This window comes from Nocardioides sp. (assembly GCF_035703625.1).
In the GTDB taxonomy this organism is placed as follows: Bacteria; Actinomycetota; Actinomycetes; order Propionibacteriales; family Nocardioidaceae; genus Nocardioides.
This window is the reverse complement of sequence record NZ_DASSXS010000256.1, coordinates 12733-34115: the sequence shown is the minus strand read 5'-3', so window position 1 is coordinate 34115 and position 21383 is coordinate 12733. Positions and strand designations below refer to the sequence as shown.

Sequence of the window (21383 nt, the reverse complement as noted above, 5' to 3'; positions counted from 1 at the left end):
CCGGACGGCCAGCTCCTGGCCGGGTGGTGGCAGCGGGTGTGGGCCTACCTGCTCGATGGGCTGATCGTCGGCATCATCGGCGGCGTGCTGGCCTCACCGTGGCTGGGAGACGTGGTGGACGCCTACCGCGCGTTCCTGGACCAGATGGTCAGGGACGCCGAGGCGGGCCGGCAGACGACGGACACGGCTGCACTCGAGCAGCAGCTCGCGGGCCCGATGGCGACGATCGCCCTGATCTTCCTGGTGGTCGGGTTCGTCTACCACGTCGGGTTCCTGATGGCGCTCCAGGCGACCCCCGGCAAGCTCGCGCTCGGGCTGAGGGTCCGGTTGCGGAACCGCCCCGGTCGGCTTCCGATCGGCTCGGTGCTGCTCCGCTGGGCCAGCCAGTTCGGCTACTCGGTGCTGAACCTGGTCCCGTTCGTGGGAGCGCTCCTCGGGATCTACGGACTGCTCGACTGCCTCTGGCCGCTCTGGGACGGCAAGAAGCAGGCCATCCACGACAAGGTCGCGCGCACCAACGTGGTCCGGGTGCGCTGAGCGCAGCTCACTGGGGGGCGCCGTCGCAGCAGTTGGCCTTCATGTGGCAGTGGGGGCACAGCCACCGGGTGGCGATCGGATCGAACTCCTCGCCGCAGTAGTCGCAGGGCACGGCTCGAGCGTAGGTCAGCGGACGCCCGGCACACGGGCGCGACTCGCCGCTCAGAACGGCGGCCGGCCGGTACCGGCGATCCGGAGCCGGCCCCACGGGTCGACGTCGGAGAGTCGGCCCTCCGCGTCGCCGTGCTCGGTGCGGATCGTCACCCGGTCGCCCGACGCGAGGCGCTCGTGACCGGCCACCCGGCCGTACCAGTGGAAGCGGCCGTCGATCGGCTGGAAGCCGCCGCGCAGGTTGACCGTCACCTCGACCGAGGTGTCGCCGACGATCTCGGCCGGTCCGGCATACTGCTCGCCGGGTTCGTGCGTCACGGCCGCTTCCTTCCCCTGATCGGCGTCGCTCTCGACGGTCCGGGAGCGGCGCTCGGGTGGTCGAGAGCGGAGAGGGGTACGCCGAGCTCCGAGGCGGCCCCCTCCAGGGCGTGCCAGACGAACGCGCTCAGGTAGCGGCCCACCGCCGCCTTGCTCATGGTCCGGCGTTCCAGCCACCACTCGCCGGTCGAGAGTCCGAGGCCGAGCAGGCCCTGCGCCCAGGGCTCGGCCCCGGCGGCGTCGACGTCGAGCTCGCGCAGCGTGTCGCCCAGGAAGCGGGTGAACGCCGCGGCGATGGTGGCCTTGCCGTCGGCCAGTGGGTCCGAGCCCCGGTGCCGCACCAGCAGCAGGAAGACCTGGGGGTGCTCCTCGAGGGTGGTCAGGTAGGCGTCGACGGCCCGGGCGACCCGTTCCCGCACGGGAGCGTCGCCGCGCAGCGCGGGCAGCATCCCGGCCAGGACCTCGTCGGCGCCCCAGCGTCCGACCGCCGCGTGCAGCTGGTCCTTGTCCGTGAAGTACCGGTAGAGGACGGGCTTGCTCACGCCGGCCTCGGCCGCGATGTCGGCGATGGTCACGTCGGGACCGTGCTGGTCGATCGCCCGTACGGCGGCCTGTACCAGCTCGGCCCGGCGCTGGTCGCGGTGCGCGTCCCAGCGCGTCGTACGTCCGTCGCCCTTGACCTTCGGAGCCATGTCGGCCACCCTAGCAAATAAGTGTTACTTCAGGTTACGCATACCGGAGAGGATGCGCATGACACTCACCGACCCGGTCTCCGAGCGGCTGCTGCAGTCGACCGCCCGCCATTCCTACGACCCGGTCGTCGACATCGACTGGGACGCGCCCCTGGTCGAGGGCCTGTGGTTCATGCAGCCGGAGCGGATGTCGCTCTACGGCACACCCCTGTGGGACACCCTGTCCGAGGAGCAGCGGATCGAGCTGTCGAGGCACGAGGTGGCGAGCATCTCCAGCGTCGGGCTCTGGTTCGAGCTGATCCTGATGCAGATGATGGTTCGCGACCTCTACGACGAGGACCCGCGCTCGGCGCGGATGCACTACGCGCTGACCGAGGTCGCCGACGAGTGCCGGCACTCGCTGATGTTCGGCAAGGCGATCGACCGGTGCGGAGTTCCGGCCTACGGACCGACTCCCCGCCTCCACCGGCTGGGCCGGCTGATGAAGACGGTCGGGTACGGCGTCTCCGGCTACGCCTCGATCCTGGTCGCGGAAGAGATCCTCGACCGCTGGCAGCGCGACATCATCGGGGACGAACGGGTGCAGCCGCTGGTCAGGATGGTCAGCCGGATCCACGTCCTCGAGGAGGCCCGGCACATGACCTTCGCCCGCGACCAGATCGAGCGGATGCTGCCGGAGCTCAACCGGGCCACGCTCGCCTGGCACCAGGCCATGCTCGGCCAGACGGCGTTCCTGGTCGCCCGTGGCCTGGTCAACCCCGCGATCTACCGGGCGGTCGGCCTGGATCCGGCCGAGGCCCGGCGGGCGGCGCTCTCGAACCCGCACTACCAGCGCACGCTGGAGTGGATGGGCGAACGGGTCACCGGGTACCTCGACGGGCTCGGGCTGATCCCGCGCCACCAGCGCCGGCTCTGGCGCCGCTCGCTCCTGATGCGCTGACCGGGGCGCCGCACCGCCTGTGGCGGGTAGTCTCCCCGGGTGGGTCGCGTCCTGGTCGCGTTGTCGGCGCTGCTGTTGACCGCGTGCGTCGCGCCCGCCGCCGAGCCGGAGGCGCAGCCCGGTACCGCCCACTCGAGCTCTCCAGCGCCGTCGAGGTCGACACCCACCGAGACTCCGTCACCGAAGCTGGCGCCCCCGGCGGTCCGCCTCGCCAGGGCGGTGACAGCCCTGCGCCGGAGCGAGCCCCTCGAGTACCAGTACATCCTGGAAGACTCGCACGTCCCGGTCATCAGGTCCCTGGGGTCGTGGGACCCGGGGGCGCCGTCGGCCTCGCTGTTCGTCCTCATCTCGAAGCGCACGGCCCTGGCCGAGCGGCTCCAGGGGAACCTCATCACGATCGGTGACGTGTGGTACGGCGAGGTGAGGAACCACTGCTGGATCCGCCTCGACCGCGCCGACCTCGCCCGGCGCTACGGACTCACCGAGCACACGATCGGGCTCACGGCCGCGGTCGCCCTCACCGGAGCCCAGGTCACGGGCGTGTCCCCGGGCTCCAGGGACGTCCTCGAGGTCAGCTTCGAGCTGGGCCGGGTGCTGGCGATGGCAGGCGTGTCCGACGTCGACGCCGGGACGCGACGGGTGCCCGGGCAGGTGACCGTGCTCGACGGGCGCGTCACGAAGTGGACGGTCGAGGGTGCCGACCTGGCCGAGAGCCTGGCCGGTGTCGTCTCGCCCAGGCGCGGTCAGGACCTCTCCCTCCTCGCACTCGAGATGACCTACACGCACGGGCCGACGGACAGCATCCGCCGGCCACCAGGTGACGAGCTCGAGCCGAACTGCCGGGCACGGGAAAACCGCCCGGCCTGACGCGACCCGTCAGAGGACCTTCGAGAGGAACGCCTGGGTCCGCTCGTGCTGCGGGTTGCCGAGCACCTCGCGCGGGTCGCCCTCCTCGACGATCACGCCGTCGTCCATGAACACGACCTTGTCGCCCACCTCGCGGGCGAAGCCCATCTCGTGGGTGACCACCATCATCGTCATGCCCTCGGAGGCGAGGTCCTTCATCACGCCTAGCACGTCGCCGACCAGCTCGGGGTCGAGCGCGCTGGTGGGCTCGTCGAACATCATCATGTCGGGGTCCATCGACAGGGCCCGAGCCATCGCCGCCCGCTGCTGCTGGCCACCGGACAGGTGTGCGGGGTAGGCGCCCTCCTTCTCGGAGAGCCCCACCTTGGCCAGGTTGCGTCGGGCGATCTCGACGGCCTCGTCCTTGCCGCGCTTCTTCACCCGCTGCTGGGCGATGGTCAGGTTGCGCAGCACCGTCAGATGGGGGAACAGGTTGAACTGCTGGAAGACCATGCCGATCCGGCTCCGGATCGCGTTGACGTCGACGTCGGGATCGGTGATCTCGTCGCCCTCGATGAAGATCCGCCCCGAGGTCGGCTGCTCCAGGAGGTTGACGCAGCGCAGCAGCGTCGACTTGCCGGATCCCGACGGCCCGATGACGCACACCACCTGCCCGTTGTCGACGTGGAAGTCGATGCCCTTGAGCACCTCGTTGTCGCCGAAGTGCTTGTGCAGCTCGATCACGTCGATCGCCGCGTCGGTGCGGGTCTGCCGCTGCGGTGTGGTCATCAGCGGGCCTTCCCGGCGCGGGCTTCCATGCGGCGTACGACGATCGACAGCGGCACCGTGATCAGCAGGTAGCACAGCGAGATCACGACGATCGGGGTCATGTTCTTCTCCTGGTTGAGCGCCTGGCGGCCGAACGAGGTGAGCTCCACGGTCGAGGCGGTGTAGCCCAGCAGGTAGACGAGCGAGGAGTCCTTGGTGAGCAGGATCAGCTCGTTGGTCAGCGGCGGCAGGATGATCCGGAACGCCTGCGGGATGATGATCGAGACCATCGCCCGCGACCCGGACATGCCCAGCGACCTGGCCGCCTCCGTCTGGCCCTTCGGGACCGCCTGGATCCCGGCCCGGATGGTCTCGGCCATGTAGGCCGCGCCGACGAGTCCCAGGGCGAGGGTGGCCGTCCCGAGCACGTCACCGGGAACCACATAGCCCGGGAACGCCGTCGGGATGCCGACGCTCAGGGCGAGGAAGACCACCAGGGCCGGCACACCGCGGAAGAACTCGATGAACGTCGTGGCCATCCACCGGTAGGGACCGACGGACGAGAGCCGCATCAGCGCCAGCACCAGGCCGAGCGCGAGGCCGAAGGTGAAGCCGCACGCGGTGTAGATGATGGTGTTCTTGAGGGCGGTCGTGATCACCTCGGGGAACATCGCCAGGGCGATGTCCGGGTCCGCGAACTTGTCCTTGATGGTCGTCCAGTCGGCGGACAGGACGATCACGACGACGACGACCGCGAGGACGACGTACTGCACGCCCCGCGAGATCCGGGCGCGCTTGCGCGGGCTCATGCCCATGGCTGCGCTCCTGTCCGGCCGGTCAGCCGAGCGACGTGGGCTTGTCCAGCGTCGGGAAGTACTTCTCGAACAGCTTGTCGTAGGTGCCGTCCTCGTGCGCGTCCGCGAAGGCCTTGTTGACGGCGTCGAGAAGGTCGGCGTTCTCACCCTCGGCGACCCCGAAGCCGTACTGCTCGCCGGTCTCGAACTCCGCGGTCATCTCCGTGTCGGGGTTCTTGGCGGCGTAGTCGACCAGCACGGTGTTGTCGTTGATGGCCGCGTCGATGGTGCCCGACTTGACCGCCTCGAGCAGGAGCGCGAGGTCCTCGAACACCTTGATCTCCACGCCGTCGGGGACGTTGTCGTTGGCGTACTGCTCGCCGGTGGTGGCGACCTGGACGCCCAGCGTCTTGCCGTCGAGCGACTCCAGGGAGTCGTAGCCCGCGCCCTTCTTGACCAGCAGCGCCTGGGTCGCCTCGAAGTAGGGGTCGGAGAAGTCGATGACCTGGTCGCGCTCGTCGGTGATCGTCATGCCGGCAGCGGCGATGTCACACTTGCCGGTGGCCATCGCCTGCCCTGTCTCGATCGTCTCGAACGGCGTGTTGACGATCTCCTGCTCCAGACCGAGGTCGTCGGCCGCGAGGTCCATCAGGTCCACGTCGAAGCCCACGACCTCGCCGCCCTTGTTGTACTGGAACGGCTCGTAGGGCAGGTGCGTGCAGACGGTGAGCTTGCCGCTGTTGACGACCTGGACACCGCTCTCGGTGGTGGTCTTCTCGGTATCGGTGGCGCACGCGGTGAGGGCGAGGCCGAGGGCGGAGACTGCGAAGACGGCAGTGAGTGCTCGACGGTTCATGCCTGCGACGATAGTCGGGTCCCTGAGTAGGAATTGACTCCGCCCCCGAGCCGGCGGGTCGTGGTCGGGCAGGATGGGCGCATGCCGACGTACGTCGCCTTCCTGCGGGCCATCAACCTCGGGCCGACCCGGAAGTTCCCGAAGGACGCGATCAAGGCTGCCGCGGAGAAGGCGGGATTCAGCGACGTCGAGACCTACATCAACACCGGCAACCTCCGGGTGACCACGAAGCTGCGCTCCCGGGCGAAGGTCGAGCAGGCGCTGGAGAAGGCGTTCCTCGAGGACCGTGGGTTCGAGGTGCCGACCATCGTCTTCACGCCGGCCGAGGTCACGGCCATCGCCGAGGAGGCGACGGAGCTCGCCAAGGACCACGACGGCATGCACTACGTGTCGCTGCTCAAGGACGAACCGACGGACGAGCTGGTCGAGGCGATCGAGGCCGTCGGGAAGGGTGAGGAGTCGGCGCGGGTCGGCGGGCGGGCCGTCCACCTCCTGCTCGGGGACAACTACCACGAGGCGAAGCTCAGCAACTCGACCGTGGAGAAGCTCATGGGCGTCGCGACCAACCGCAACCTGAAGGTGATCCGCACCGTCGCCGAGAAGTGGGGCGAGTAGTCACTCGCCCCGGAACGTGGGCTTTCGCTTCTCGCCGAAGGCCCGCATTCCCTCGGCGACGTCGTCGGTGCCGAGCAGCAGGGTCTGACCGGTGCGCTCGCTTTCGAGTGCACCCTCGAGCTGGTCGAGGGTGGCGGCGTTGATCGCCCTCTTCGTGGCGGCGAACGCCAGCGGTGGTCCGCCGGCCAACCGCCCGACGATCTTCGCCACCTGCTCCTCGAACTCGTCATCGGCGACGACATGCGTGACCAGGCCGGCGTCGTAGGCGTCGCGGGCGCCGAGGGGCTCGGCCAGCAGGGCCATCCTCATCGCCCGGGCCCGCCCCATGGCCGCGGCCACCGTGGCGGTGGCTCCACCGTCGGGCATCAGCCCGATCCGGGCGAAGGCCAGCAGGAACGACGCCGATTCGGTGGCGACGATGATGTCGGCGGCCAGCGCCGCGGAGCAGCCGACCCCCGCCGCGACGCCGTTCACCGCGGCCACGACCGGCTTGTCGACGCCCACGATGGCCCGGATGATCCGGTTGGCGCGGTCGAGTGCGGTCACGTCGAACCCCTCGTGGGCATCGGCACCGGAGATGTCTGCGCCGGTGCTGAAGGCCGGGCCGGTGCCGGTCAGCACGATCACACGTACGTCGTCGCGGGCGGTCGCGCCCTCGATCACCGCCGCGACCTCGTCGGCCATCTCGCCGGTGAGCGCGTTGAAGACCTCGGGACGGTTGAGGGTCAGCCGCAGGACGCCGTCGGCGACGGCCACCTCGAGGTCAGACAAGGGTGGCCCCGGCGTTGCTCATCTCCTCGAACGCAGCCCGGGAGGTGTCCTCGGCCACGCCGGCGCACAGGTCGCGCAGCACGCGCACGTTGAAGCCGGCGGCGACCGCATCCAGCGCGGTGGCGCGGACGCAGTAGTCGGTGGCGATCCCACACAGGTCGACGTCGGTCACCGCGTGGCTCCGCAGCCAGTCCGCGAGGCCCACGTCGCCGGGCGCCTTCCCCTCGAAGCCCGAGTACGCCGCGGCGTACTCACCCTTGAGGAAGATCGCCTCGAAGGGCTGGGGGTCCAGGTTGGGGTGAAAGGCCTCGCCGTCGGTGCCGACCTTGCAGTGGACCGGCCAGGAGTCACGGAAGTCGGGCTCCCTGGACCAGTGACCACCCGGGTCGATGTGGTGGTCCTTGGTGGCCACCACGTGGGCGTAGTCGGCGGCCTTGGGGTCCTTGAGCACCCAGTGGTGGAGCACCTCCGCGATGTCGTGCGCCGCCTGGGCGCCCCCCGTCACCGCCAGCGATCCGCCCTCGCAGAAGTCGTTCTGGACGTCCAGGACGATCAGTGCCCGCTTCATGCCAGCGAGCGTAGTAGTTCCGACGGGCCTCGGTCAGCCCGCGGCACGGGCGCGTGTCAGACGTGCACGGTCTCGATCACCGGCTCGCCCTTCGACATCTGCTCGGCCTCGGGCGGGAGCTCGGCGCGGGCCCGTGCGTGCCGCTCACGCGCGGCGACCAGCGGCTCCGCGCCCACGACCCGCCCGTCCCGGACGAGCTCGACCAGCAGCGGACGGTCGTCGCCGTCGTCCTCCGGGGGTGTTCCGATGCCGACGACCTCGGCCTGAGCCACGCCGTCGTCGAGACGGCGCAGGGCCCACTTGCGCCCGCCGAGGGAGGTCTTGTCCAGGCTCTTCTTGGCGACCGACACCAGCCTGCCGTCGTCGTCCGCGCGGGCCACCAGCTTGTAGACGAACCCGCACGTGGGGTGCCCGCTGCCGGTGACCAGCTCGGTGCCGACGCCGTAGCTGTCGACCGGGGCCACGGCCAGCGCCGAGATCGCGAACTCGTCGAGGTCGCTGGTCACGACGATCCTGGTGTCCGTGGCCCCCAGCGCGTCGAGCTGGGACCGCACCTGGCGCGCGATCGCGCCGAGGTCGCCGGAGTCGAGTCGTACGGCGCCGAGCTCGGGACCGGCGACCTCGACGGCGACCCGCACGGCTTCGGCCACGTCGAACGTGTCGACGAGGAGGGTCGTGCCGGCGCCCAGCGAGTTCACCTGGGCCCGGAAGGCGCCCTCCTCGGTGTCGTGGACGAGGGTGAAGCTGTGGGCGCTCGTTCCCGTCGACGGCACGCCGTAGAGATGCCGCGCCGCGAGGTTGGAGGAGGCCCGGAACCCCGCGACGTACGCCGCCCGGGCGCTCGCCACGGCGGCCACCTCGTGGGTGCGCCGCGAGCCCATCTCGATGCACGGCCGGTCGCCCGCGGCCAGGGTCATCCTGGAGGCGGCCGACGCCACGGCCGAGTCGTGGTTGTAGATCGACAGCAGCAGCGTCTCGAGCAGGACCGCCTCGGCGAACGTCGCCTCGACGACCGCCAGGGGTGAGTACGGGAAGTACATGTCGCCCTCGGCGTAGCCCCAGACCGATCCGCTGAACCGGTAGTCACGCAGCCAGTCGAGGGTCTCCTGGTTCACGACGTCGGCCAGCATCGCCAGGGCGTCCTCGTCGAACCGGAACCGCTCGATCGCCTCGAGTGCACGACCGACCCCGCCCACGACGCCGTACCGCCGGCCCTCGGGGAGCCGCCGCGGGAACAGCTCGAAGACCGAGCGGCGGTGGGCGGTGCCGCTGGCGAGGGACGCCTGGAGCATGGTCAGCTCGTAGTGGTCGGTGAGGAGCGCGGTCGACCCGCCGCCGAGGCTGTTCACCGCCCCAGATTAGGGGCCTCCCGTGTGCCACGATGGGATTCGTGAGCGCCACCAGTCCGGTCGAGGTCGAGCCGACCGTCACTCCCGACGAGGTCACCCTCGTGGCCAAGCCCTGGGTGACGATCGTGTGGAACGACCCGGTCAACCTGATGTCGTACGTCGCGTTCGTCTTCCAGAAGTACTTCGGCTACGACAAGGCGAAGGCCGAGAAGCTGATGCTCGAGGTCCACCGGGAGGGCAAGTCGGCGGTCAGCTCCGGCTCCCGCGAGGAGATGGAGCGCGACGTCCAGGCCATGCACGAGTACGGCCTCTGGGCCACCATGGAGAAGCAATGAACGGATTCGCCCGCCATCGGCGGAGCGGCCGGGTCATCGCCACCTTCACCGGGTTCGAGGCCGACCTGCTGCGCTCGCTGGCCTCCCAGCTCGTGGAGCTGCTGCGCAACGAGGCCGCCGTGCCCCGCGAGGGGGCGGATCCGCTCGAGGCGATGATGGACTTCTCCGGACCCACCTCGGAGCCGGAGGACCCCGTTCTGGCGCGGCTGTTCCCGACGGCCTACCCGCGAGACGAGGAAGCCGCGGCGGAGTTCCGCCGGTTCACCGAGGGCGGGCTGCGCGACGGCAAGGCGGCCGGCGCCTGCGCGATCATCGACGCGCTCGAGGAGGCCGGCCTGCCGCCGGAGCTCGAGGAGGACGGGTTGATGATCGACGTCGAGCTCGAACCGCCGGCCGCGGAGACCTGGCTGCGGTCCTTCACCGACCTCCGCCTGGCCCTGGCGACCAGGCTCGGGGTCGAGGAGGGCGACGAGGAGCTGTGGTACGCACTGCCGGACGACGATCCCCGCTCACAGGCGCACGACATCTACGAGTGGGTCGGCTATCTCCAGGAGACCCTCGTCCACGCGATGTCGGACTGACCGCGCAACCTCCGGAGTTGTGTCCGAGGGGCAAGCCGCGCGTTCCACCACCTGAGACGCGGCTTAGTCTGGAGTGCGTGCTGAGCATCGACCAGGAGACGTACGACGCCATCGTGGCGCACGCCAAGCGCGACCACCCCGACGAGGCGTGTGGCGTGGTGGCCGGCCCGGCCGGCAGCGACCGTCCGGAGCGGATGGTGGAGATGGTCAACGCGGCCGGCAGCCCCACCTTCTACGAGTTCGACTCCCTCGAGCTGCTCGCGCTCTACAAGGACATGGACGCGCGGGACGAGGAGCCGGTCGTGATCTACCACTCCCACACCGCCACCGAGGCCTACCCGAGCCGCACCGACATCGGGCTGGCCAGCGAGCCCAACGCCCACTACGTGCTGGTCTCCACCCGCGAGCACGGGAATAACGACGGCCCGGTGGAGTTCAGGTCCTACAGGATCCAGGACGGCGAGGTGACCGAGGAGGAGGTCGCCGTCGTCCCCGCCCGAGACCCCCAGCCCGACCCCCAGTCCGATCCAGAGCCCGACCCAGAGCCCGTCCCAGAGTCAGCGAGGAGAACCTGATGGCCATCGAGGTCCGCATCCCGACCATCCTGCGCACCTACACCGGTGGTGAGAAGGCCGTGACCGCAGACGGGTCGAGCCTGAGCGCGCTCATCGACGACCTCGAGGCCAGCCACCCCGGGATCAAGGAGCGCCTCGTCGAGGACTCCGACTCGGGGACCGACCTGCGCCGCTTCGTGAACGTCTACGTCAACGACGAGGACGTCCGGTTCATCGGCGGGCTCGAGGCCGAGCTCGCCGACGGTGACCAGGTCGTCGTCCTGCCGGCCGTGGCCGGCGGGTGAACGGGCTCGCCCCGGGCACTCGATGAGCCGCTTCGACAACCTGCTGGCGGCCGTCGGCGGTACGCCGCTGGTCGGACTGCCCGGTCTCTCGCCCAGCGCCGACGTACGGCTGTGGGCCAAGCTCGAGGACCGCAACCCCACCGGCTCGATCAAGGACCGCCCGGCGCTGAAGATGATCGAGCAGGCGGAGAAGGACGGCCTGCTGCGTCCCGGCTGCACGATCCTCGAGCCGACGTCGGGCAACACCGGCATCTCCCTCGCCATGGCCGCGCGGCTCAAGGGCTACCGGCTGGTGTGCGTGATGCCCGAGAACACCTCTGCCGAGCGCCGGCAGCTGCTGGGCATGTGGGGCGCCGAGATCGTGTCCTCCCCGGCGGCCGGCGGCTCCAACGAGGCCGTCCGGGTGGCCAAGGGCATCGCCGCCGAGCACCCCGACTGGGTGATGCTCTACCAGTACGGCAACGAGGCCAACGCGCTCGCCCACCAGGAGGGCACCGGGCCGGAGCTGCTCGCCGACCTCCCCGGCATCACCCACTTCGTCGCCGGGCTGGGCACGACCGGCACCCTGATGGGGGTCTCCCGCTTCTTCCGCGAGGCCCGGCCGGACGTGCGGATCGTCGCCGCCGAGCCCCGTTACGGCGAGCTGGTCTACGGCCTGCGCAACCTCGACGAGGGCTTCGTGCCGGAGCTCTACGACGAGTCGCTGATCGACTCCCGCTTCTCGGTGGGCCCCCGCGACGCCGTACGCCGCGTCCGCGAGCTGCTGGACATCGAGGGCATCTTCGCCGGCATCTCGACCGGCGCGATCCTGCACGCCGCGCTCGCCCAGGCGGCGAAGGCGGTCCGCGCCGGGGAGTCCGCCGAGATCGCGTTCGTGGTCGCCGACGGCGGCTGGAAGTACCTGTCCACCGGTGCCTACGAGGGCACGATCGACGAGGCCGAGGAGCGGCTGGAGGGCCAGCTCTGGGCGTGACGGGCCACCCGGCCCGGGTCAGTTCCAGTCGAGGTCCTGGGCCCGGTCGTGTTCGCTGCCCCTGACCGGGCCCAGGCCGAGCAGGTCGAGAGCGACGTTGGCCACGTCGCCGTTGCGGACCGGCTGGCGGGTGTCGGAGTAGCTCGTCCGTCGCCGGCCCGGGTTCGCGTAGTCGGGGTTGAGGCCGTAGAGGTCGGTCCCCCGCGCGACGGTCGGACCCCACACCAGGAACGGGATCCGGTAGTTGACCAGTCGCGTCGCGTCGCCGTGGTCCCTGCCCGTTCCGCCGTGGTCGGCGGTGACCATCAGGACCAGGTGGTTGCGGAGCCTGCCGTGCTCGTTGATCGTCTGCACGATCTGCCCCAGCCGCCGGTCGGTGGCGCGGACCGCGCGGAGGTAGGCGCGGGACCGCCAGCCGTGGGTGTGTCCCGCGCTGTCGGGGGCGGAGAGGTGGAGGAAGGTGAATCCGCGGTTGTGCGCGAGCAGGTCACGGCGCGTCGCCCGGGTCAGCGCGGCGTTGTCGAGGCGGATGCGCATCTTGTTGATCGCCGCGTCCCACGAGCGCTCGAACAGGGAGAACTTCGTCTTGCTGGCGAACAGGGCGGTGCTGCGGTCCGCGCGGTGCACCACGCGGAAGACCGACGACACGTCGTGACCGGCGGCGCTCTGCACCGTCGGGGGCTGGCGGCGGTCGTCGTTCCAGGTCACACCGTGGCCCCCGCGGGACGCCACGATCGGGCGCCCGGTCACCATGCCGGTGTGGTTGGGGAGGGTGACGGTCATCTCCCGCTCGGTGCGGGCGTTGAGGGTCGAGGCGCCCTGGCGGATCAGGCGGTGCAGGGTGGGCGTGCCGGCGCGCCCGAGCTGGTTGATGACCGAGGGGCGCAGCCCGTCGATCGACACCGCGAGGACGCGGGTGACCGGAGGCCCTCCGACCGAGGCCGCCCGCGCGGCGGTGGTGGTCGTCTCGGGTGAGGAGGACGCGGCACCTCCGGACACCGTGAGTGCGAGCGTCGCGAGGGCGCACGCCGTACGGGTGCTTCGGGCCATGGTCCGAGGCTAACAAGACGTGATGACCGTCTCGTGTCAATCGACGGCGTCGATGTGCACGCGGGTGCCCGACGACCTAGCCTTGCGTGTCGTGCCGGCAATCTCGGCCGATGCTCCCATCGGCATCTTCGACTCGGGCTTCGGTGGTCTCACCGTGGCCCGATCGGTCATCGACCAGCTGCCGCACGAGTCGATCGTCTACGTCGGCGACACCGCCCGCCAGCCCTACGGCCCCAAGCCGATCGGCGAGGTGCGCGAGTACGCCCTGGAATGCCTCGACCACCTGGTCGAGCGCGGGGTCAAGGCTCTGGTCATCGCCTGCAACTCGGCCAGCGCCGCGGTGCTGCGCGACGCCCGCGAGCGCTACGACGTGCCGGTCGCCGAAGTGATCTACCCGGCCACCAGACGCGCGGTCGCGGCCAGCCACACCGGCCGGATCGGGGTCATCTGCACCCACGCCACGGCCGAGTCGATGGCCTACGACGACGCGTTCGCCGCCGCGCCCCACGTGGAGCTGATGACCCGCGTCTGCCCCCGGTTCGTCGAGTTCGTCGAGCGCGGGGTCACCGGGGGAGCGGAGCTGCACGCGGTCGCCCGTGACTACCTCGAACCGCTGCGAGAGGCCCGGGTCGACACCCTGATCCTCGGCTGCACCCACTACCCGCTGCTGACCGGCGTCATCTCCATGGTCATGGGAGAAGACGTCACCCTGATCAGCAGCGCCGAGGAGTGCGCCAAGAGCCTGTACCGGGTGCTGTCGACGACCGGCCTGATGCGTCCCGACGGCGAGCCGGAGCACCACTTCCTGACCACCGGCACCCCGGGCGACTTCGAGGCCCTCGGTCAGCGCTTCCTCGGCCCGGAGCTGGTCTCCGCCTCCCAGTTCGCAGGCGGGCTCGCATGAGGATGACGGTGGTCGGCTGCTCGGGCTCCTACCCCGGCCCGGACTCGCCCGCCAGCTGCTACCTCCTCGAGGCCGACCACGACGGACGCACCTGGCGGGTCCTGCTCGACCTGGGCAACGGTGCGCTCGGGGCGCTGCACCGCTACGTCGACCCGCTCGCGGTCGACGCGGTGTTCCTCAGCCACCTCCACGCCGACCACTGCCTCGACATGGCCGGCTACTACGTCCTGCGGCGCTTCCACCCCGACGGCCACCAGCCGCGGATCCCGGTGTGGGGGCCGGTCGGCACGGCCGACCGCCTGGCGCGCGCCTACGACCTCCCGCCCCAGCCGGGCATGCACGAGGAGTTCGACTTCCGGGTCTACGACGGCAAGGTCGGGCTCGGGCCGTTCCTGGTCGAGCCGATCGAGGTCGAGCACCCGGTGCCGGCGTTCGGCCTCCGCGTGACGGCGGAGGGACGCACGCTGGGGTACTCCGGCGACACCGGCCCCTGCGCGGGCCTCGACGCCGTCGCCAGCGACGCCGACCTGATGCTGGCGGAGGCGTCGTTCAGCTCCCGGGTCGTCAACCCCGCCAAGCTGCACCTGACCGGCGCCGAGGGCGGCGAGTCCGCGGCGCGCGGCGGGGCCCGGCGGCTCGTGCTCACCCACGTCCCCCCGTGGGGCGACCCGCAGGAGGCTCTGGCCGAGGCACGGACGACGTACGACGGCGAGATCGAGCTCGCGACCGCCGGCGCCGTCTTCGAGATCTGAGCCGGAGCTAGGAGGAGGCGAAGTGCCTCCACTGCCCCTCCGACACGACCTCGACGGTGCCGTCGACCACCTTGATGGCCGTCTCGTCGTCCATGGCGTACCCCGGTTCGGAGATACCGGCCGCCCATCCCTCCGCCTCGGCCATCGAGTTGCCCGGCATGCCGTCCGGTGCCAGGTGCGGGAAGATCGAGAAGTCCACGACACCGAGTGTGCTGTCGTCACCGGTCGGTGGCCGCCACTGGACGAAGTCCTCCCCGATCCGCGGGGTCAGCACCATGCTGCCGGCGCTCAGGCCCACCCAGACGGTCCCGCCCAGGGTGGGAATCAGGTCTGCCAGCCCGGACTCGCGCATCCAGTGGCACAGGTAGAGAGCATCGCCGCCGCCCACCAGCAGGACGTCGGTCTCCCGGACCAGGGGGACCCAGAGGTCGTCGTCGATGCTGGGCAGCGCAGTGAGCTCCAGGACGCCGACGGACTTCCAGCCCAGGTCGACCATCGGACCCTCGGACCTCCCGCTGATGAACCTCCACGGCCCCTCCCCGGGACCGACCATGGGGTGCGCGTACGACGCGGTGGGGATGCACAGCGCACTCGACTCGGCGATCGGCTTGCCCAGGAGGTCGACCAGCGCCCGGTGGATGCTGGCGTTCCTGACGCCCGCGGACGTGAGCAGAAGTCGCACGATGCCTCCCGGCTTCGGGGTTTGCGATGAGTGTGGTCGACCTACTGACCCGCGCCGACCGCCGAACCCATCGCTGCTGACGGCGCAAGTTTCCCGCACCTCCTCCCGCACCGACGCGGGAGGGGCGTGTGGCTGCTCAGGCGAGGCCGGCGTCGTGCACGAGGATCGCGATCTGGACCCGGTTGGTGACCTCGAGCTTGTCGTACAGGCGCGAGACGTGGGCCTTGACGGTGGGCACCGAGAGGTAGAGCTCCCCGCTGATCTCGGTGTTGCTCAGACCGCGGGCCACGGCAAGGGCGACCTCGCGCTCTCGCGCCGTCAGCCTCGCCAGTCGCCCTTCGGCCGCCGCGGACCTGTGGCCGGCGCCGTCGGCGCGGACGCGCTGGATCAGGGTGCGGGTGACCGACGGGGAGAGCATCGGGTCGCCGCCGGCCACCCGGCGGATCGCGTCGACGATCTCGGCCGGTGGCGTGTCCTTCAGCAGGAACCCGTCGGCTCCGGCTTCGAGGGCGCTGAAGACGTGCTCGTCCGCGTCGAAGGTGGTGAGGATGATGATCCGGGGCGGTTCGGGGCCGGAGTGGAGGTCGCGGGTCGCGTCCAGGCCGTTGCGGATCGGCATGCGGATGTCCATCAGGATGACGTCGGGCCGCAGCGACCGCGCCAGCGCCACGCCTTCGCGGCCGTCGCCTGCTTCGCCGACGACCTCCAGGTCGGCCTGGCCACCCAGCATGAGCGACAGGGCCGAGCGGACGAGCGGGTCGTCGTCGACCAGCAGGACGCGGGTCGCGTCCGGGGTGCTCATGCGGCCCACGGTATCCAGCCGTGCAGGACGAACGTCGACCCGTCGCGGCTGGTCTCGATCCGTCCACCCCGCAGCTGCGCCCGCTCGGCGAGGCCGACCAGTCCCAGCCCGGAACCCGGGGTCGCCGTGGGTCCGAAGCCCACCGGGTTGCGCAGGAGGATGTCGATCCCGTCGCCCGGTGAGCCGCTGACCCGGATGCTGAGCCGGGCGCCCGGCGCGTGCTTGCGGGCGTTGGTGATCCCCTCCTGCACGATGCGGTACAGCGTCCGGCCGACGGCGTCGGGCACGTGGTCGGAGCCACCGTCGAGGAGGTCGACGTACTCGAGGTCCAGCCCGCTGCCGCGGGCGTCGTCCACGAGTCGGGGGAGGTCGTCGTACGTCGGCTGGGGAGCGTCGAGCGGCTCTCCGGCCTCGTCACGGAGCACGCCCAGCACACCACGGAGGTCGGTGAGCGCCTCGTGTGCCTTCTCCTGGATCACCTGGACGCTGCTGCGCATCTCCTCGGCCGTGAGGTCGTCACGGAAGGCCAGGGCCCCCGCGTGCATCGAGATCTGGGAGATCCGGTGGGCGAGCACGTCGTGCATCTCCCGTGCGATGCGGGCCCGCTCGTTGCTCCGCGCCCGGGCGACCCGCAGCTCCTGCTCCGCCTCGGCACGCTCGGCCCGCTGACGCAGGGTCCACACCAGCTCGCGGCGGGACCCGACGTACATGCCCCAGCCGAGGACCGAGGCCAGGAAGGTCAGGTTGATCACCAGCACCAGCAGGTACGGATCCTGCGGGTTGCCGGTCGGCTCGACCGCCGCGAAGACCTGGGCACACACGAGACTGACGACGCCGACCAGCGCGACCTGGCGCCAGTGGCGGCGGGTGGCCACCGATGCGGCGGCCAGGGTCGCGGGGCCGGCCGCCAGCCCGGAGAGCGAGCTCAGCAGCGCGAGCACGACGGCGACCGGCATCGGCCACCGCCGCCGGAAGAAGACGAGCACGTAGGCGGGCACGGCGAGTGCGATGTCCAGCCAGAAGAGCGCCGGGTGGTCCTGCAGCTGTCGGGCCGCGACGGTGCCCCAGGCGATGGCGCTGATCGCGACCATCAGCATGATCCGCCAGACGTGCCCCCAGCCGGTGATCTGCGGCTGGAAGGCCTCGGGCGGCGGCTTGTCCACGGTCCAAGGCTAGGACGGGCGGGAGCCGCGGACAGGAGGCTCGGGTCTCGTCCAGGGCCCTACTCCGGTAGGTGCCCGAACATTCCGAAGTCTGATGCGACGCGCTCCGGCCCGGAGCAGGATGAGTCCATGATCAAGGTCGACGGACTCTCCAAGTCGTACGGCAGCTTCCTGGCGCTCGACGACATCAGCTTCACCTGCCAGCCCGGCCGGGTCACCGGCTTCCTGGGACCCAACGGCGCCGGCAAGACCACCACGATGCGGATCATGGCGGGGCTCACCCCGGCCAGCCGCGGCGAGGTCACCATCGGCGGTCACCACTTCCGGGACATCCCCAACCCGGGCCGCCACGTCGGCGTCCTGCTCGACGCGTCCGCGCAGCACGACGGCCGCACCGGACGCGAGGTGCTGACGATCGGTGCCCGGACCATGGGACTGCCGGACTCGCGGGTCGGAGAGATGCTCGAGCAGGTCTCGTTGACCCCGGCCGAGGCGAAGCGCCGGGTCCGGAACTACTCGCTCGGCATGCGGCAGCGCCTCGGCATCGCCCACGCGCTGCTCGGCGACCCCTCGGTGCTGATCCTCGACGAGCCGGCGAACGGGCTCGACCCCGCCGGCATCCGGTGGATGCGAGGCCTGCTCAAGGCGTATGCCGAGCGCGGCGGGACCGTGCTCCTCTCCAGCCACCTCCTCAACGAGGTCGAGCTGATCGCCGACGAGATGATCCTGATCGGGCGCGGACGGATCGTGGCCCAGGGCGACAAGAAGGCGTTACTGGCCGAGCGGGGCACGAGCACCCACGTGATGGCGCTCGACAGCTCCCGGTTGGAGGAGGCCCTCACTGCCAACGACGTGACCTGGACCCCCGCGGGAGAAGGCCTCGCCGTCGAGGCCGAGCCGGTCGAGGTCGGCCGGATCGCCGCCGAGAAGGGCATCGTGCTCATCGAGCTCCGGCCCGCCCACGGCGGCCTGGAGGAGCTCTTCCTCGAACTCACCTCGGACACCCAACGCGACGACATCACCCCAGGAGGACCGGCATGAGCGCCGTGACCACCACCGCCGTTCCGACCCTTGACCTCTCCGCCACCAGCGCGGTGCCGTTCCGGCGCCTCATCGGGGTCGAGGTGCGCAAGATGAGTGACACCCGGGCGGGGATGTGGCTGCTCGGTGCCGTCGGTCTGATCACCGTCGCGGTGGTCACGATCTTCTTCTTCGCCGCTGACGACGGCCAGCGCACCTTCCTGAACTTCATGCTCACGACCGCCTCGCCCCAGGGTTTCGTGCTCCCGGTGCTCGGCATCCTCCTCGTCACCAGCGAGTGGGGCCAGCGCACGACCCTGACGACGTTCACGCTCGAGCCGTCGAGGCAGCGGGTGATCGCGGCCAAGGTGGTCGCCGCGCTGCTGTTCGGCCTGGTCGCGATCGTGCTCGCGGTGGGGATCGCCGCGCTCGCCACCGTCCTCGCCGGCGAGCCCGGAGCGTGGGACGACATCGGCGCCGACGACTTCGCGAAGTTCGGCATCCTCCAGATCGGCGGGATCATGCAGGGCCTGGCGTTCGGCCTCATCTTCCTGAACTCGGCGGCGGCGATCGTGTCCTACTTCGTGCTGCCGCTCGCGGTCTCGATCGTGGCCCAGATCTGGGCAGGTTTCCGCGACATCGCCGCCTGGGTCGACTTCAACACCGCCCAGCAGCCCCTGTTCAGCGGTGTCGACGTGACGGGCGAGCAGTGGGCGCAGCTGGCGACTGCCTCGGCGATCTGGATCCTGCTGCCGTTCCTGGCCGGGCTGGTGAGGGTGACCCGCGCCGAGGTGAAGTAGCACCGCCCCGACGCGCTGCGGGTCCGGTCTCCACGGGGGAAGGCCGGGCCCTCAGGGCGCCCGCCGGTGCCCTAGGGTCGGCGCCATGACGACACGCGCCGACGGCCGGGCCGACGACGACCTCCGCCCCGTCAAGCTCACCCGACACTGGCTCGACCACGCCGCCGGGTCGGTGCTGGTCGAGTTCGGCGGCACCCGGGTGCTCTGCGCAGCCTCGGCCTCCGAAGGCGTGCCGCGCTGGCGGAAGGGCTCCGGCCTCGGCTGGGTCACCGCCGAGTACGCCATGCTCCCGGCGTCGACCAACACCCGGTCCGACCGGGAGTCGGTCAAGGGCCGGATCGGCGGCCGCACCCACGAGATCTCCCGCCTGATCGGCCGGTCCCTGCGGGCGGTCATCGACTACCGGGCGCTGGGGGAGAACACGATCGTGCTCGACTGCGACGTACTCCAGGCCGACGGCGGCACCCGCACGGCGGCCATCACCGGGGCCTACGTCGCCCTGGCCGACGCGGTCGCCCACCTCCGTGGTGCCGGTGCGCTGACCGGCGAGCCGCTGACCGGCTCGGTGGCCGCGGTCAGCGTCGGCATCATCGACGGGGTCCCACGTCTTGACCTGCCCTACGAGGAGGACGTCCGGGCCGAGACCGACATGAACGTCGTGATGACCGGCGAGGGCAAGTTCGTGGAGGTGCAGGGCACCGCCGAGGGTGTGGCCTTCGACCGCTCCGAGCTCGACGCGCTGCTCGCCCTCGCCGAGAAGGGCTGCGCCGACCTGACCCGGCTGCAGGGCGAGGCTCTCTCCTCGCCATGAGGGTGTTCCTCGCGTCGCGCAACGCCAAGAAGCTGGGGGAGATGCAGCGGATCCTTCGCGAGCACGCGCCCGGCATCGAGGTGGTCGGCCTCGACGACGTGCCGGCGTACGACGAGCCGGTCGAGGACCAGCCCACCTTCGAGGGCAACGCGCTGCACAAGGCCCGCGCCGGAATGGCCGCCACCGGCCTCCCCACGCTCGCGGACGACAGCGGCCTGTGCGTCGACGCCCTGAACGGGATGCCCGGCGTGCTGTCCGCGCGCTGGTCCGGCCCGCCCAAGGACGACCACCGCAACAACGAGCTGCTGCTGGCCCAGCTCGCCGACGTACCCGACGCCCGTCGGGGCGCCCACTTCGCCTGCGCGGTCGCCTTCTGCCACCCCGCGGGTGCGGAGATCGTCGTGCACGGCGAGATGCACGGCCGGGTGATCCGGGAGCTGCGGGGGAGCGGGGGCTTCGGGTACGACGTCCTGTTCGTGGCCGACGAGCACGCCGACGCCGACGTCACGTCGGCCGAGCTGACCGCGGCCGAGAAGGACCGGATCTCGCACCGCGGGAGAGCACTGCGCGAGATCGCCCCGGCAGTCGCCGCTGCGCTCGGTGCCGGAGGGGGGACTTGAACCCCCACGCCCGAAGGCACGGCATCCTAAGTGCCGCGTGTCTGCCAGTTCCACCACTCCGACCGTCGCGAAAGTCTAGGGTCGCGGCCCGGTGGGTGAGCAGGGAGGCGCCCCAGCGCCGACCGTCGTCGAAACCCCCGGACTGCGCAGGGCGGTGACCACCGTGCTCGCCGCCCTGCCTGCGTTCCGGGGTTTCGACGACGCTCGCTGACGCTCGCTGCTCAACCACCGGAGGTTCAACCACCGCTGCTCAACCACCGGAGGAGTGACCTAGTCGAGACCGAGGTCCCGGCGCAGCTTGGCCACGTGGCCGGTGGCCCTCACGTTGTACTGCGCGAGCTCGATGCGCCCCTCCTCGTCCACGACGAAGGTGGACCGGATGACCCCCTCGACGACCTTGCCGTAGAGCTTCTTCTCGCCGAAGGCGCCGTAGGCCTTCATCGCGGTCCGGTCCGGGTCGGAGAGCAGGGTGATCGTGAGGTCGTCGCGGTCGCGGAACCTGGCCAGCTTCGCGGGCTTGTCCGGCGAGACGCCGAGCACCTCGTAGCCGGCACCACGCAGCGACTCGAGCGAGTCGGTGAAGTCGCACGCCTGCTTGGTGCACCCCGGCGTCATCGCGGCCGGATAGAAGTACACGATCACCTTGCGCCCGCGCAGGCCGCTCAGCGTCACCTGCTCGCCGGCGTCGTTGTCAAGGGTGAAGTCGGGCGCGACGTCGCCCCGGGTGAGACGGTCGCTCTCCGATCGGGCAGTGCTCATCTCGCTCCTTGACTGTAATGTGCACACACGTAGGCTGGGTCTGACACTGGTCGTTCAGTTCCTGCGTTGAGGAGGTCGCTCGGCGACCGTCTCGAAATCTACCGGCC

At 70.8% G+C, this 21383-nt stretch carries 28 protein-coding genes and 1 tRNA gene; 15 read left to right on the top strand and 14 right to left on the bottom strand.

Features of this window, described 5'->3' with window-relative positions:
- Window positions 1-537, top strand: a 537-nt coding sequence (locus VFN12_RS13505) for an RDD family protein (RefSeq protein ID WP_325119233.1), incomplete at its 5' end; no start/stop codon positions are given.
- A gap of 162 nt (window positions 538-699) precedes the next feature.
- On the opposite strand, the gene VFN12_RS13500 is transcribed toward VFN12_RS13505, so the two are convergent.
- Together VFN12_RS13500 and VFN12_RS13495 are read right to left on the bottom strand one after the other, a co-directional pair.
- Window positions 700-966: a DUF4873 domain-containing protein gene (locus VFN12_RS13500; RefSeq protein WP_325119232.1), complete on the bottom strand. Its 267-nt coding sequence runs from the start codon at window positions 964-966 to the stop codon at window positions 700-702.
- Window positions 963-1658: a TetR/AcrR family transcriptional regulator gene (locus tag VFN12_RS13495; protein ID WP_325119231.1), complete on the bottom strand. Its 696-nt coding sequence runs from the start codon at window positions 1656-1658 to the stop codon at window positions 963-965. The genes VFN12_RS13500 and VFN12_RS13495 overlap by 4 nt, the downstream gene beginning before the upstream one ends.
- 58 nt (window positions 1659-1716) lie before the next feature.
- On the opposite strand from VFN12_RS13495, the gene VFN12_RS13490 reads away from it, so the two are divergent.
- Together VFN12_RS13490 and VFN12_RS13485 are read left to right on the top strand one after the other, a co-directional pair.
- Window positions 1717-2598 (top strand): diiron oxygenase, encoded by an 882-nt coding sequence (locus tag VFN12_RS13490; RefSeq protein ID WP_325119230.1) that lies wholly within the window; start codon window positions 1717-1719, stop codon window positions 2596-2598.
- Between the two features lie 39 nt (window positions 2599-2637).
- Window positions 2638-3465: a hypothetical protein gene (locus VFN12_RS13485; protein WP_325119229.1), complete on the top strand. Its 828-nt coding sequence runs from the start codon at window positions 2638-2640 to the stop codon at window positions 3463-3465.
- Window positions 3466-3474: 9 nt separating this feature from the next.
- On the opposite strand, the gene VFN12_RS13480 is transcribed toward VFN12_RS13485, so the two are convergent.
- Genes VFN12_RS13480 through VFN12_RS13470 form a run of 3 tightly spaced genes read right to left on the bottom strand, consistent with a single transcriptional unit; the run spans window position 3475 to window position 5862 of the window.
- Window positions 3475-4233, bottom strand: a complete 759-nt coding sequence (locus VFN12_RS13480) for an amino acid ABC transporter ATP-binding protein (protein ID WP_325119228.1) — start codon at window positions 4231-4233, stop codon at window positions 3475-3477.
- Window positions 4233-5027, bottom strand: a complete 795-nt coding sequence (locus VFN12_RS13475; RefSeq protein ID WP_325119227.1) for an amino acid ABC transporter permease — start codon at window positions 5025-5027, stop codon at window positions 4233-4235. Before VFN12_RS13475 ends, VFN12_RS13480 begins: the two co-directional genes overlap by 1 nt.
- A gap of 22 nt (window positions 5028-5049) precedes the next feature.
- Window positions 5050-5862, bottom strand: a complete 813-nt coding sequence (locus VFN12_RS13470; protein ID WP_325119226.1) for a basic amino acid ABC transporter substrate-binding protein — start codon at window positions 5860-5862, stop codon at window positions 5050-5052.
- 81 nt (window positions 5863-5943) lie between these two features.
- On the opposite strand from VFN12_RS13470, the gene VFN12_RS13465 reads away from it, so the two are divergent.
- Complete coding sequence (locus VFN12_RS13465; protein WP_325119225.1) at window positions 5944-6477, top strand: DUF1697 domain-containing protein; 534 nt, start codon at window positions 5944-5946, stop codon at window positions 6475-6477.
- Here the strand turns inward: VFN12_RS13465 and VFN12_RS13460 are convergent, their stop codons facing one another.
- From VFN12_RS13460 to VFN12_RS13450, 3 genes are read right to left on the bottom strand one after another with little or no spacing between them, the layout of a single operon-like run.
- Window positions 6478-7248 carry an enoyl-CoA hydratase-related protein gene (locus VFN12_RS13460; RefSeq protein WP_325119224.1) on the bottom strand — a complete coding sequence of 257 codons (771 nt, stop codon included), beginning with the start codon at window positions 7246-7248 and terminating at the stop codon, window positions 6478-6480.
- Complete coding sequence (locus tag VFN12_RS13455) at window positions 7241-7816, bottom strand: isochorismatase family protein (RefSeq protein WP_325119223.1); 576 nt, start codon at window positions 7814-7816, stop codon at window positions 7241-7243. The genes VFN12_RS13460 and VFN12_RS13455 overlap by 8 nt, the downstream gene beginning before the upstream one ends.
- Before the next feature lie 56 nt (window positions 7817-7872).
- On the bottom strand, window positions 7873-9165 hold the full coding sequence (locus tag VFN12_RS13450) for a nicotinate phosphoribosyltransferase (protein ID WP_325119222.1): 1293 nt from the start codon (window positions 9163-9165) through the stop codon (window positions 7873-7875).
- 32 nt (window positions 9166-9197) lie between these two features.
- Here VFN12_RS13450 and clpS point away from each other — a divergent pair, with 32 nt between their 5' ends.
- The 5 genes from clpS to VFN12_RS13425 all read left to right on the top strand — a co-directional run bounded on the left by clpS (window position 9198) and on the right by VFN12_RS13425 (window position 11913).
- Window positions 9198-9500, top strand: coding sequence for an ATP-dependent Clp protease adapter ClpS (clpS, locus tag VFN12_RS13445; RefSeq protein ID WP_325119221.1), 303 nt, complete (start codon window positions 9198-9200; stop codon window positions 9498-9500).
- Window positions 9497-10081, top strand: coding sequence for a DUF2017 domain-containing protein (locus VFN12_RS13440; RefSeq protein ID WP_325119220.1), 585 nt, complete (start codon window positions 9497-9499; stop codon window positions 10079-10081). Before clpS ends, VFN12_RS13440 begins: the two co-directional genes overlap by 4 nt.
- A 77-nt stretch (window positions 10082-10158) precedes the next feature.
- Window positions 10159-10656 (top strand): M67 family metallopeptidase, encoded by a 498-nt coding sequence (locus VFN12_RS13435; protein ID WP_325119219.1) that lies wholly within the window; start codon window positions 10159-10161, stop codon window positions 10654-10656.
- Complete coding sequence (locus VFN12_RS13430; protein WP_325119218.1) at window positions 10656-10940, top strand: MoaD/ThiS family protein; 285 nt, start codon at window positions 10656-10658, stop codon at window positions 10938-10940. Before VFN12_RS13435 ends, VFN12_RS13430 begins: the two co-directional genes overlap by 1 nt.
- Before the next feature lie 22 nt (window positions 10941-10962).
- On the top strand, window positions 10963-11913 hold the full coding sequence (locus tag VFN12_RS13425; RefSeq protein ID WP_325119217.1) for a PLP-dependent cysteine synthase family protein: 951 nt from the start codon (window positions 10963-10965) through the stop codon (window positions 11911-11913).
- An 18-nt stretch (window positions 11914-11931) separates the two neighbouring features.
- Here the strand turns inward: VFN12_RS13425 and VFN12_RS13420 are convergent, their stop codons facing one another.
- Window positions 11932-12963 carry an alkaline phosphatase family protein gene (locus VFN12_RS13420; protein ID WP_325119216.1) on the bottom strand — a complete coding sequence of 344 codons (1032 nt, stop codon included), beginning with the start codon at window positions 12961-12963 and terminating at the stop codon, window positions 11932-11934.
- Window positions 12964-13054: 91 nt separating this feature from the next.
- Between VFN12_RS13420 and murI the strand changes: the two genes are divergently transcribed.
- Window positions 13055-13867 carry a glutamate racemase gene (murI, locus tag VFN12_RS13415; protein ID WP_414690048.1) on the top strand — a complete coding sequence of 271 codons (813 nt, stop codon included), beginning with the start codon at window positions 13055-13057 and terminating at the stop codon, window positions 13865-13867.
- Window positions 13864-14619: an MBL fold metallo-hydrolase gene (locus VFN12_RS13410; protein WP_325119215.1), complete on the top strand. Its 756-nt coding sequence runs from the start codon at window positions 13864-13866 to the stop codon at window positions 14617-14619. The genes murI and VFN12_RS13410 overlap by 4 nt, the downstream gene beginning before the upstream one ends.
- A 7-nt stretch (window positions 14620-14626) precedes the next feature.
- Here VFN12_RS13410 and VFN12_RS13405 read toward each other — a convergent pair whose 3' ends face one another.
- The 3 genes from VFN12_RS13405 to VFN12_RS13395 all read right to left on the bottom strand — a co-directional run bounded on the left by VFN12_RS13405 (window position 14627) and on the right by VFN12_RS13395 (window position 17266).
- A complete protein-coding gene (locus VFN12_RS13405) occupies window positions 14627-15301 on the bottom strand; it encodes a Type 1 glutamine amidotransferase-like domain-containing protein (protein ID WP_325119214.1) in 675 nt (224 codons plus the stop codon).
- A gap of 136 nt (window positions 15302-15437) precedes the next feature.
- Complete coding sequence (locus VFN12_RS13400) at window positions 15438-16103, bottom strand: response regulator transcription factor (RefSeq protein ID WP_325119213.1); 666 nt, start codon at window positions 16101-16103, stop codon at window positions 15438-15440.
- Window positions 16100-17266: a sensor histidine kinase gene (locus VFN12_RS13395; RefSeq protein ID WP_325119212.1), complete on the bottom strand. Its 1167-nt coding sequence runs from the start codon at window positions 17264-17266 to the stop codon at window positions 16100-16102. The genes VFN12_RS13400 and VFN12_RS13395 overlap by 4 nt, the downstream gene beginning before the upstream one ends.
- A 129-nt stretch (window positions 17267-17395) precedes the next feature.
- Here VFN12_RS13395 and VFN12_RS13390 point away from each other — a divergent pair, with 129 nt between their 5' ends.
- The 4 genes from VFN12_RS13390 (at window position 17396) to rdgB (ending at window position 20517) form a co-directional block, all read left to right on the top strand.
- Window positions 17396-18307: an ABC transporter ATP-binding protein gene (locus tag VFN12_RS13390; RefSeq protein WP_325119211.1), complete on the top strand. Its 912-nt coding sequence runs from the start codon at window positions 17396-17398 to the stop codon at window positions 18305-18307.
- A complete protein-coding gene (locus tag VFN12_RS13385; protein WP_325119210.1) occupies window positions 18304-19086 on the top strand; it encodes an ABC transporter permease in 783 nt (260 codons plus the stop codon). The genes VFN12_RS13390 and VFN12_RS13385 overlap by 4 nt, the downstream gene beginning before the upstream one ends.
- Window positions 19087-19171: 85 nt before the next feature.
- Window positions 19172-19897 carry a ribonuclease PH gene (gene rph, locus VFN12_RS13380; RefSeq protein ID WP_325119208.1) on the top strand — a complete coding sequence of 242 codons (726 nt, stop codon included), beginning with the start codon at window positions 19172-19174 and terminating at the stop codon, window positions 19895-19897.
- The gene (rdgB, locus tag VFN12_RS13375; protein WP_325119207.1) at window positions 19894-20517 is read left to right on the top strand and encodes an RdgB/HAM1 family non-canonical purine NTP pyrophosphatase; all 624 of its coding nucleotides are present in this window, start codon (window positions 19894-19896) and stop codon (window positions 20515-20517) included. Before rph ends, rdgB begins: the two co-directional genes overlap by 4 nt.
- On the opposite strand, the gene VFN12_RS13370 is transcribed toward rdgB, so the two are convergent.
- Both VFN12_RS13370 and bcp read right to left on the bottom strand, forming a co-directional pair.
- Window positions 20499-20580 (bottom strand) — tRNA-Leu (locus VFN12_RS13370). The two genes, rdgB and VFN12_RS13370, sit on opposite strands and share 19 nt — an antisense overlap.
- Before the next feature lie 207 nt (window positions 20581-20787).
- Window positions 20788-21276 carry a thioredoxin-dependent thiol peroxidase gene (bcp, locus tag VFN12_RS13365; RefSeq protein WP_325119206.1) on the bottom strand — a complete coding sequence of 163 codons (489 nt, stop codon included), beginning with the start codon at window positions 21274-21276 and terminating at the stop codon, window positions 20788-20790.
- Window positions 21277-21383 lie beyond the last annotated feature (107 nt).

Bases quoted from the DNA above. Each gene is read 5' to 3' on its own strand.
- VFN12_RS13410 (WP_325119215.1), top strand. From the start codon at position 13,864: ATGAGGATGACGGTGGTCGGCTGCTCGGGCTCCTACCCCGGCCCGGAC.
- VFN12_RS13425 (WP_325119217.1), top strand. From the start codon at position 10,963: ATGAGCCGCTTCGACAACCTGCTGGCGGCCGTCGGCGGTACGCCGCTG.
- VFN12_RS13475 (WP_325119227.1), bottom strand. From the start codon at position 5,027: ATGGGCATGAGCCCGCGCAAGCGCGCCCGGATCTCGCGGGGCGTGCAG.
- rdgB (WP_325119207.1), top strand. From the start codon at position 19,894: ATGAGGGTGTTCCTCGCGTCGCGCAACGCCAAGAAGCTGGGGGAGATG.
- VFN12_RS13430 (WP_325119218.1), top strand. From the start codon at position 10,656: ATGGCCATCGAGGTCCGCATCCCGACCATCCTGCGCACCTACACCGGT.
- VFN12_RS13490 (WP_325119230.1), top strand. From the start codon at position 1,717: ATGACACTCACCGACCCGGTCTCCGAGCGGCTGCTGCAGTCGACCGCC.
- VFN12_RS13400 (WP_325119213.1), bottom strand. From the start codon at position 16,103: ATGAGCACCCCGGACGCGACCCGCGTCCTGCTGGTCGACGACGACCCG.
- VFN12_RS13465 (WP_325119225.1), top strand. From the start codon at position 5,944: ATGCCGACGTACGTCGCCTTCCTGCGGGCCATCAACCTCGGGCCGACC.
- VFN12_RS13385 (WP_325119210.1), top strand. From the start codon at position 18,304: ATGAGCGCCGTGACCACCACCGCCGTTCCGACCCTTGACCTCTCCGCC.
- VFN12_RS13495 (WP_325119231.1), bottom strand. From the start codon at position 1,658: ATGGCTCCGAAGGTCAAGGGCGACGGACGTACGACGCGCTGGGACGCG.
- clpS (WP_325119221.1), top strand. From the start codon at position 9,198: ATGGGATTCGTGAGCGCCACCAGTCCGGTCGAGGTCGAGCCGACCGTC.
- VFN12_RS13480 (WP_325119228.1), bottom strand. From the start codon at position 4,233: ATGACCACACCGCAGCGGCAGACCCGCACCGACGCGGCGATCGACGTG.
- rph (WP_325119208.1), top strand. From the start codon at position 19,172: ATGACGACACGCGCCGACGGCCGGGCCGACGACGACCTCCGCCCCGTC.
- VFN12_RS13440 (WP_325119220.1), top strand. From the start codon at position 9,497: ATGAACGGATTCGCCCGCCATCGGCGGAGCGGCCGGGTCATCGCCACC.
- VFN12_RS13455 (WP_325119223.1), bottom strand. From the start codon at position 7,816: ATGAAGCGGGCACTGATCGTCCTGGACGTCCAGAACGACTTCTGCGAG.
- VFN12_RS13420 (WP_325119216.1), bottom strand. From the start codon at position 12,963: ATGGCCCGAAGCACCCGTACGGCGTGCGCCCTCGCGACGCTCGCACTC.
- VFN12_RS13390 (WP_325119211.1), top strand. From the start codon at position 17,396: ATGATCAAGGTCGACGGACTCTCCAAGTCGTACGGCAGCTTCCTGGCG.
- VFN12_RS13470 (WP_325119226.1), bottom strand. From the start codon at position 5,862: ATGAACCGTCGAGCACTCACTGCCGTCTTCGCAGTCTCCGCCCTCGGC.
- bcp (WP_325119206.1), bottom strand. From the start codon at position 21,276: ATGAGCACTGCCCGATCGGAGAGCGACCGTCTCACCCGGGGCGACGTC.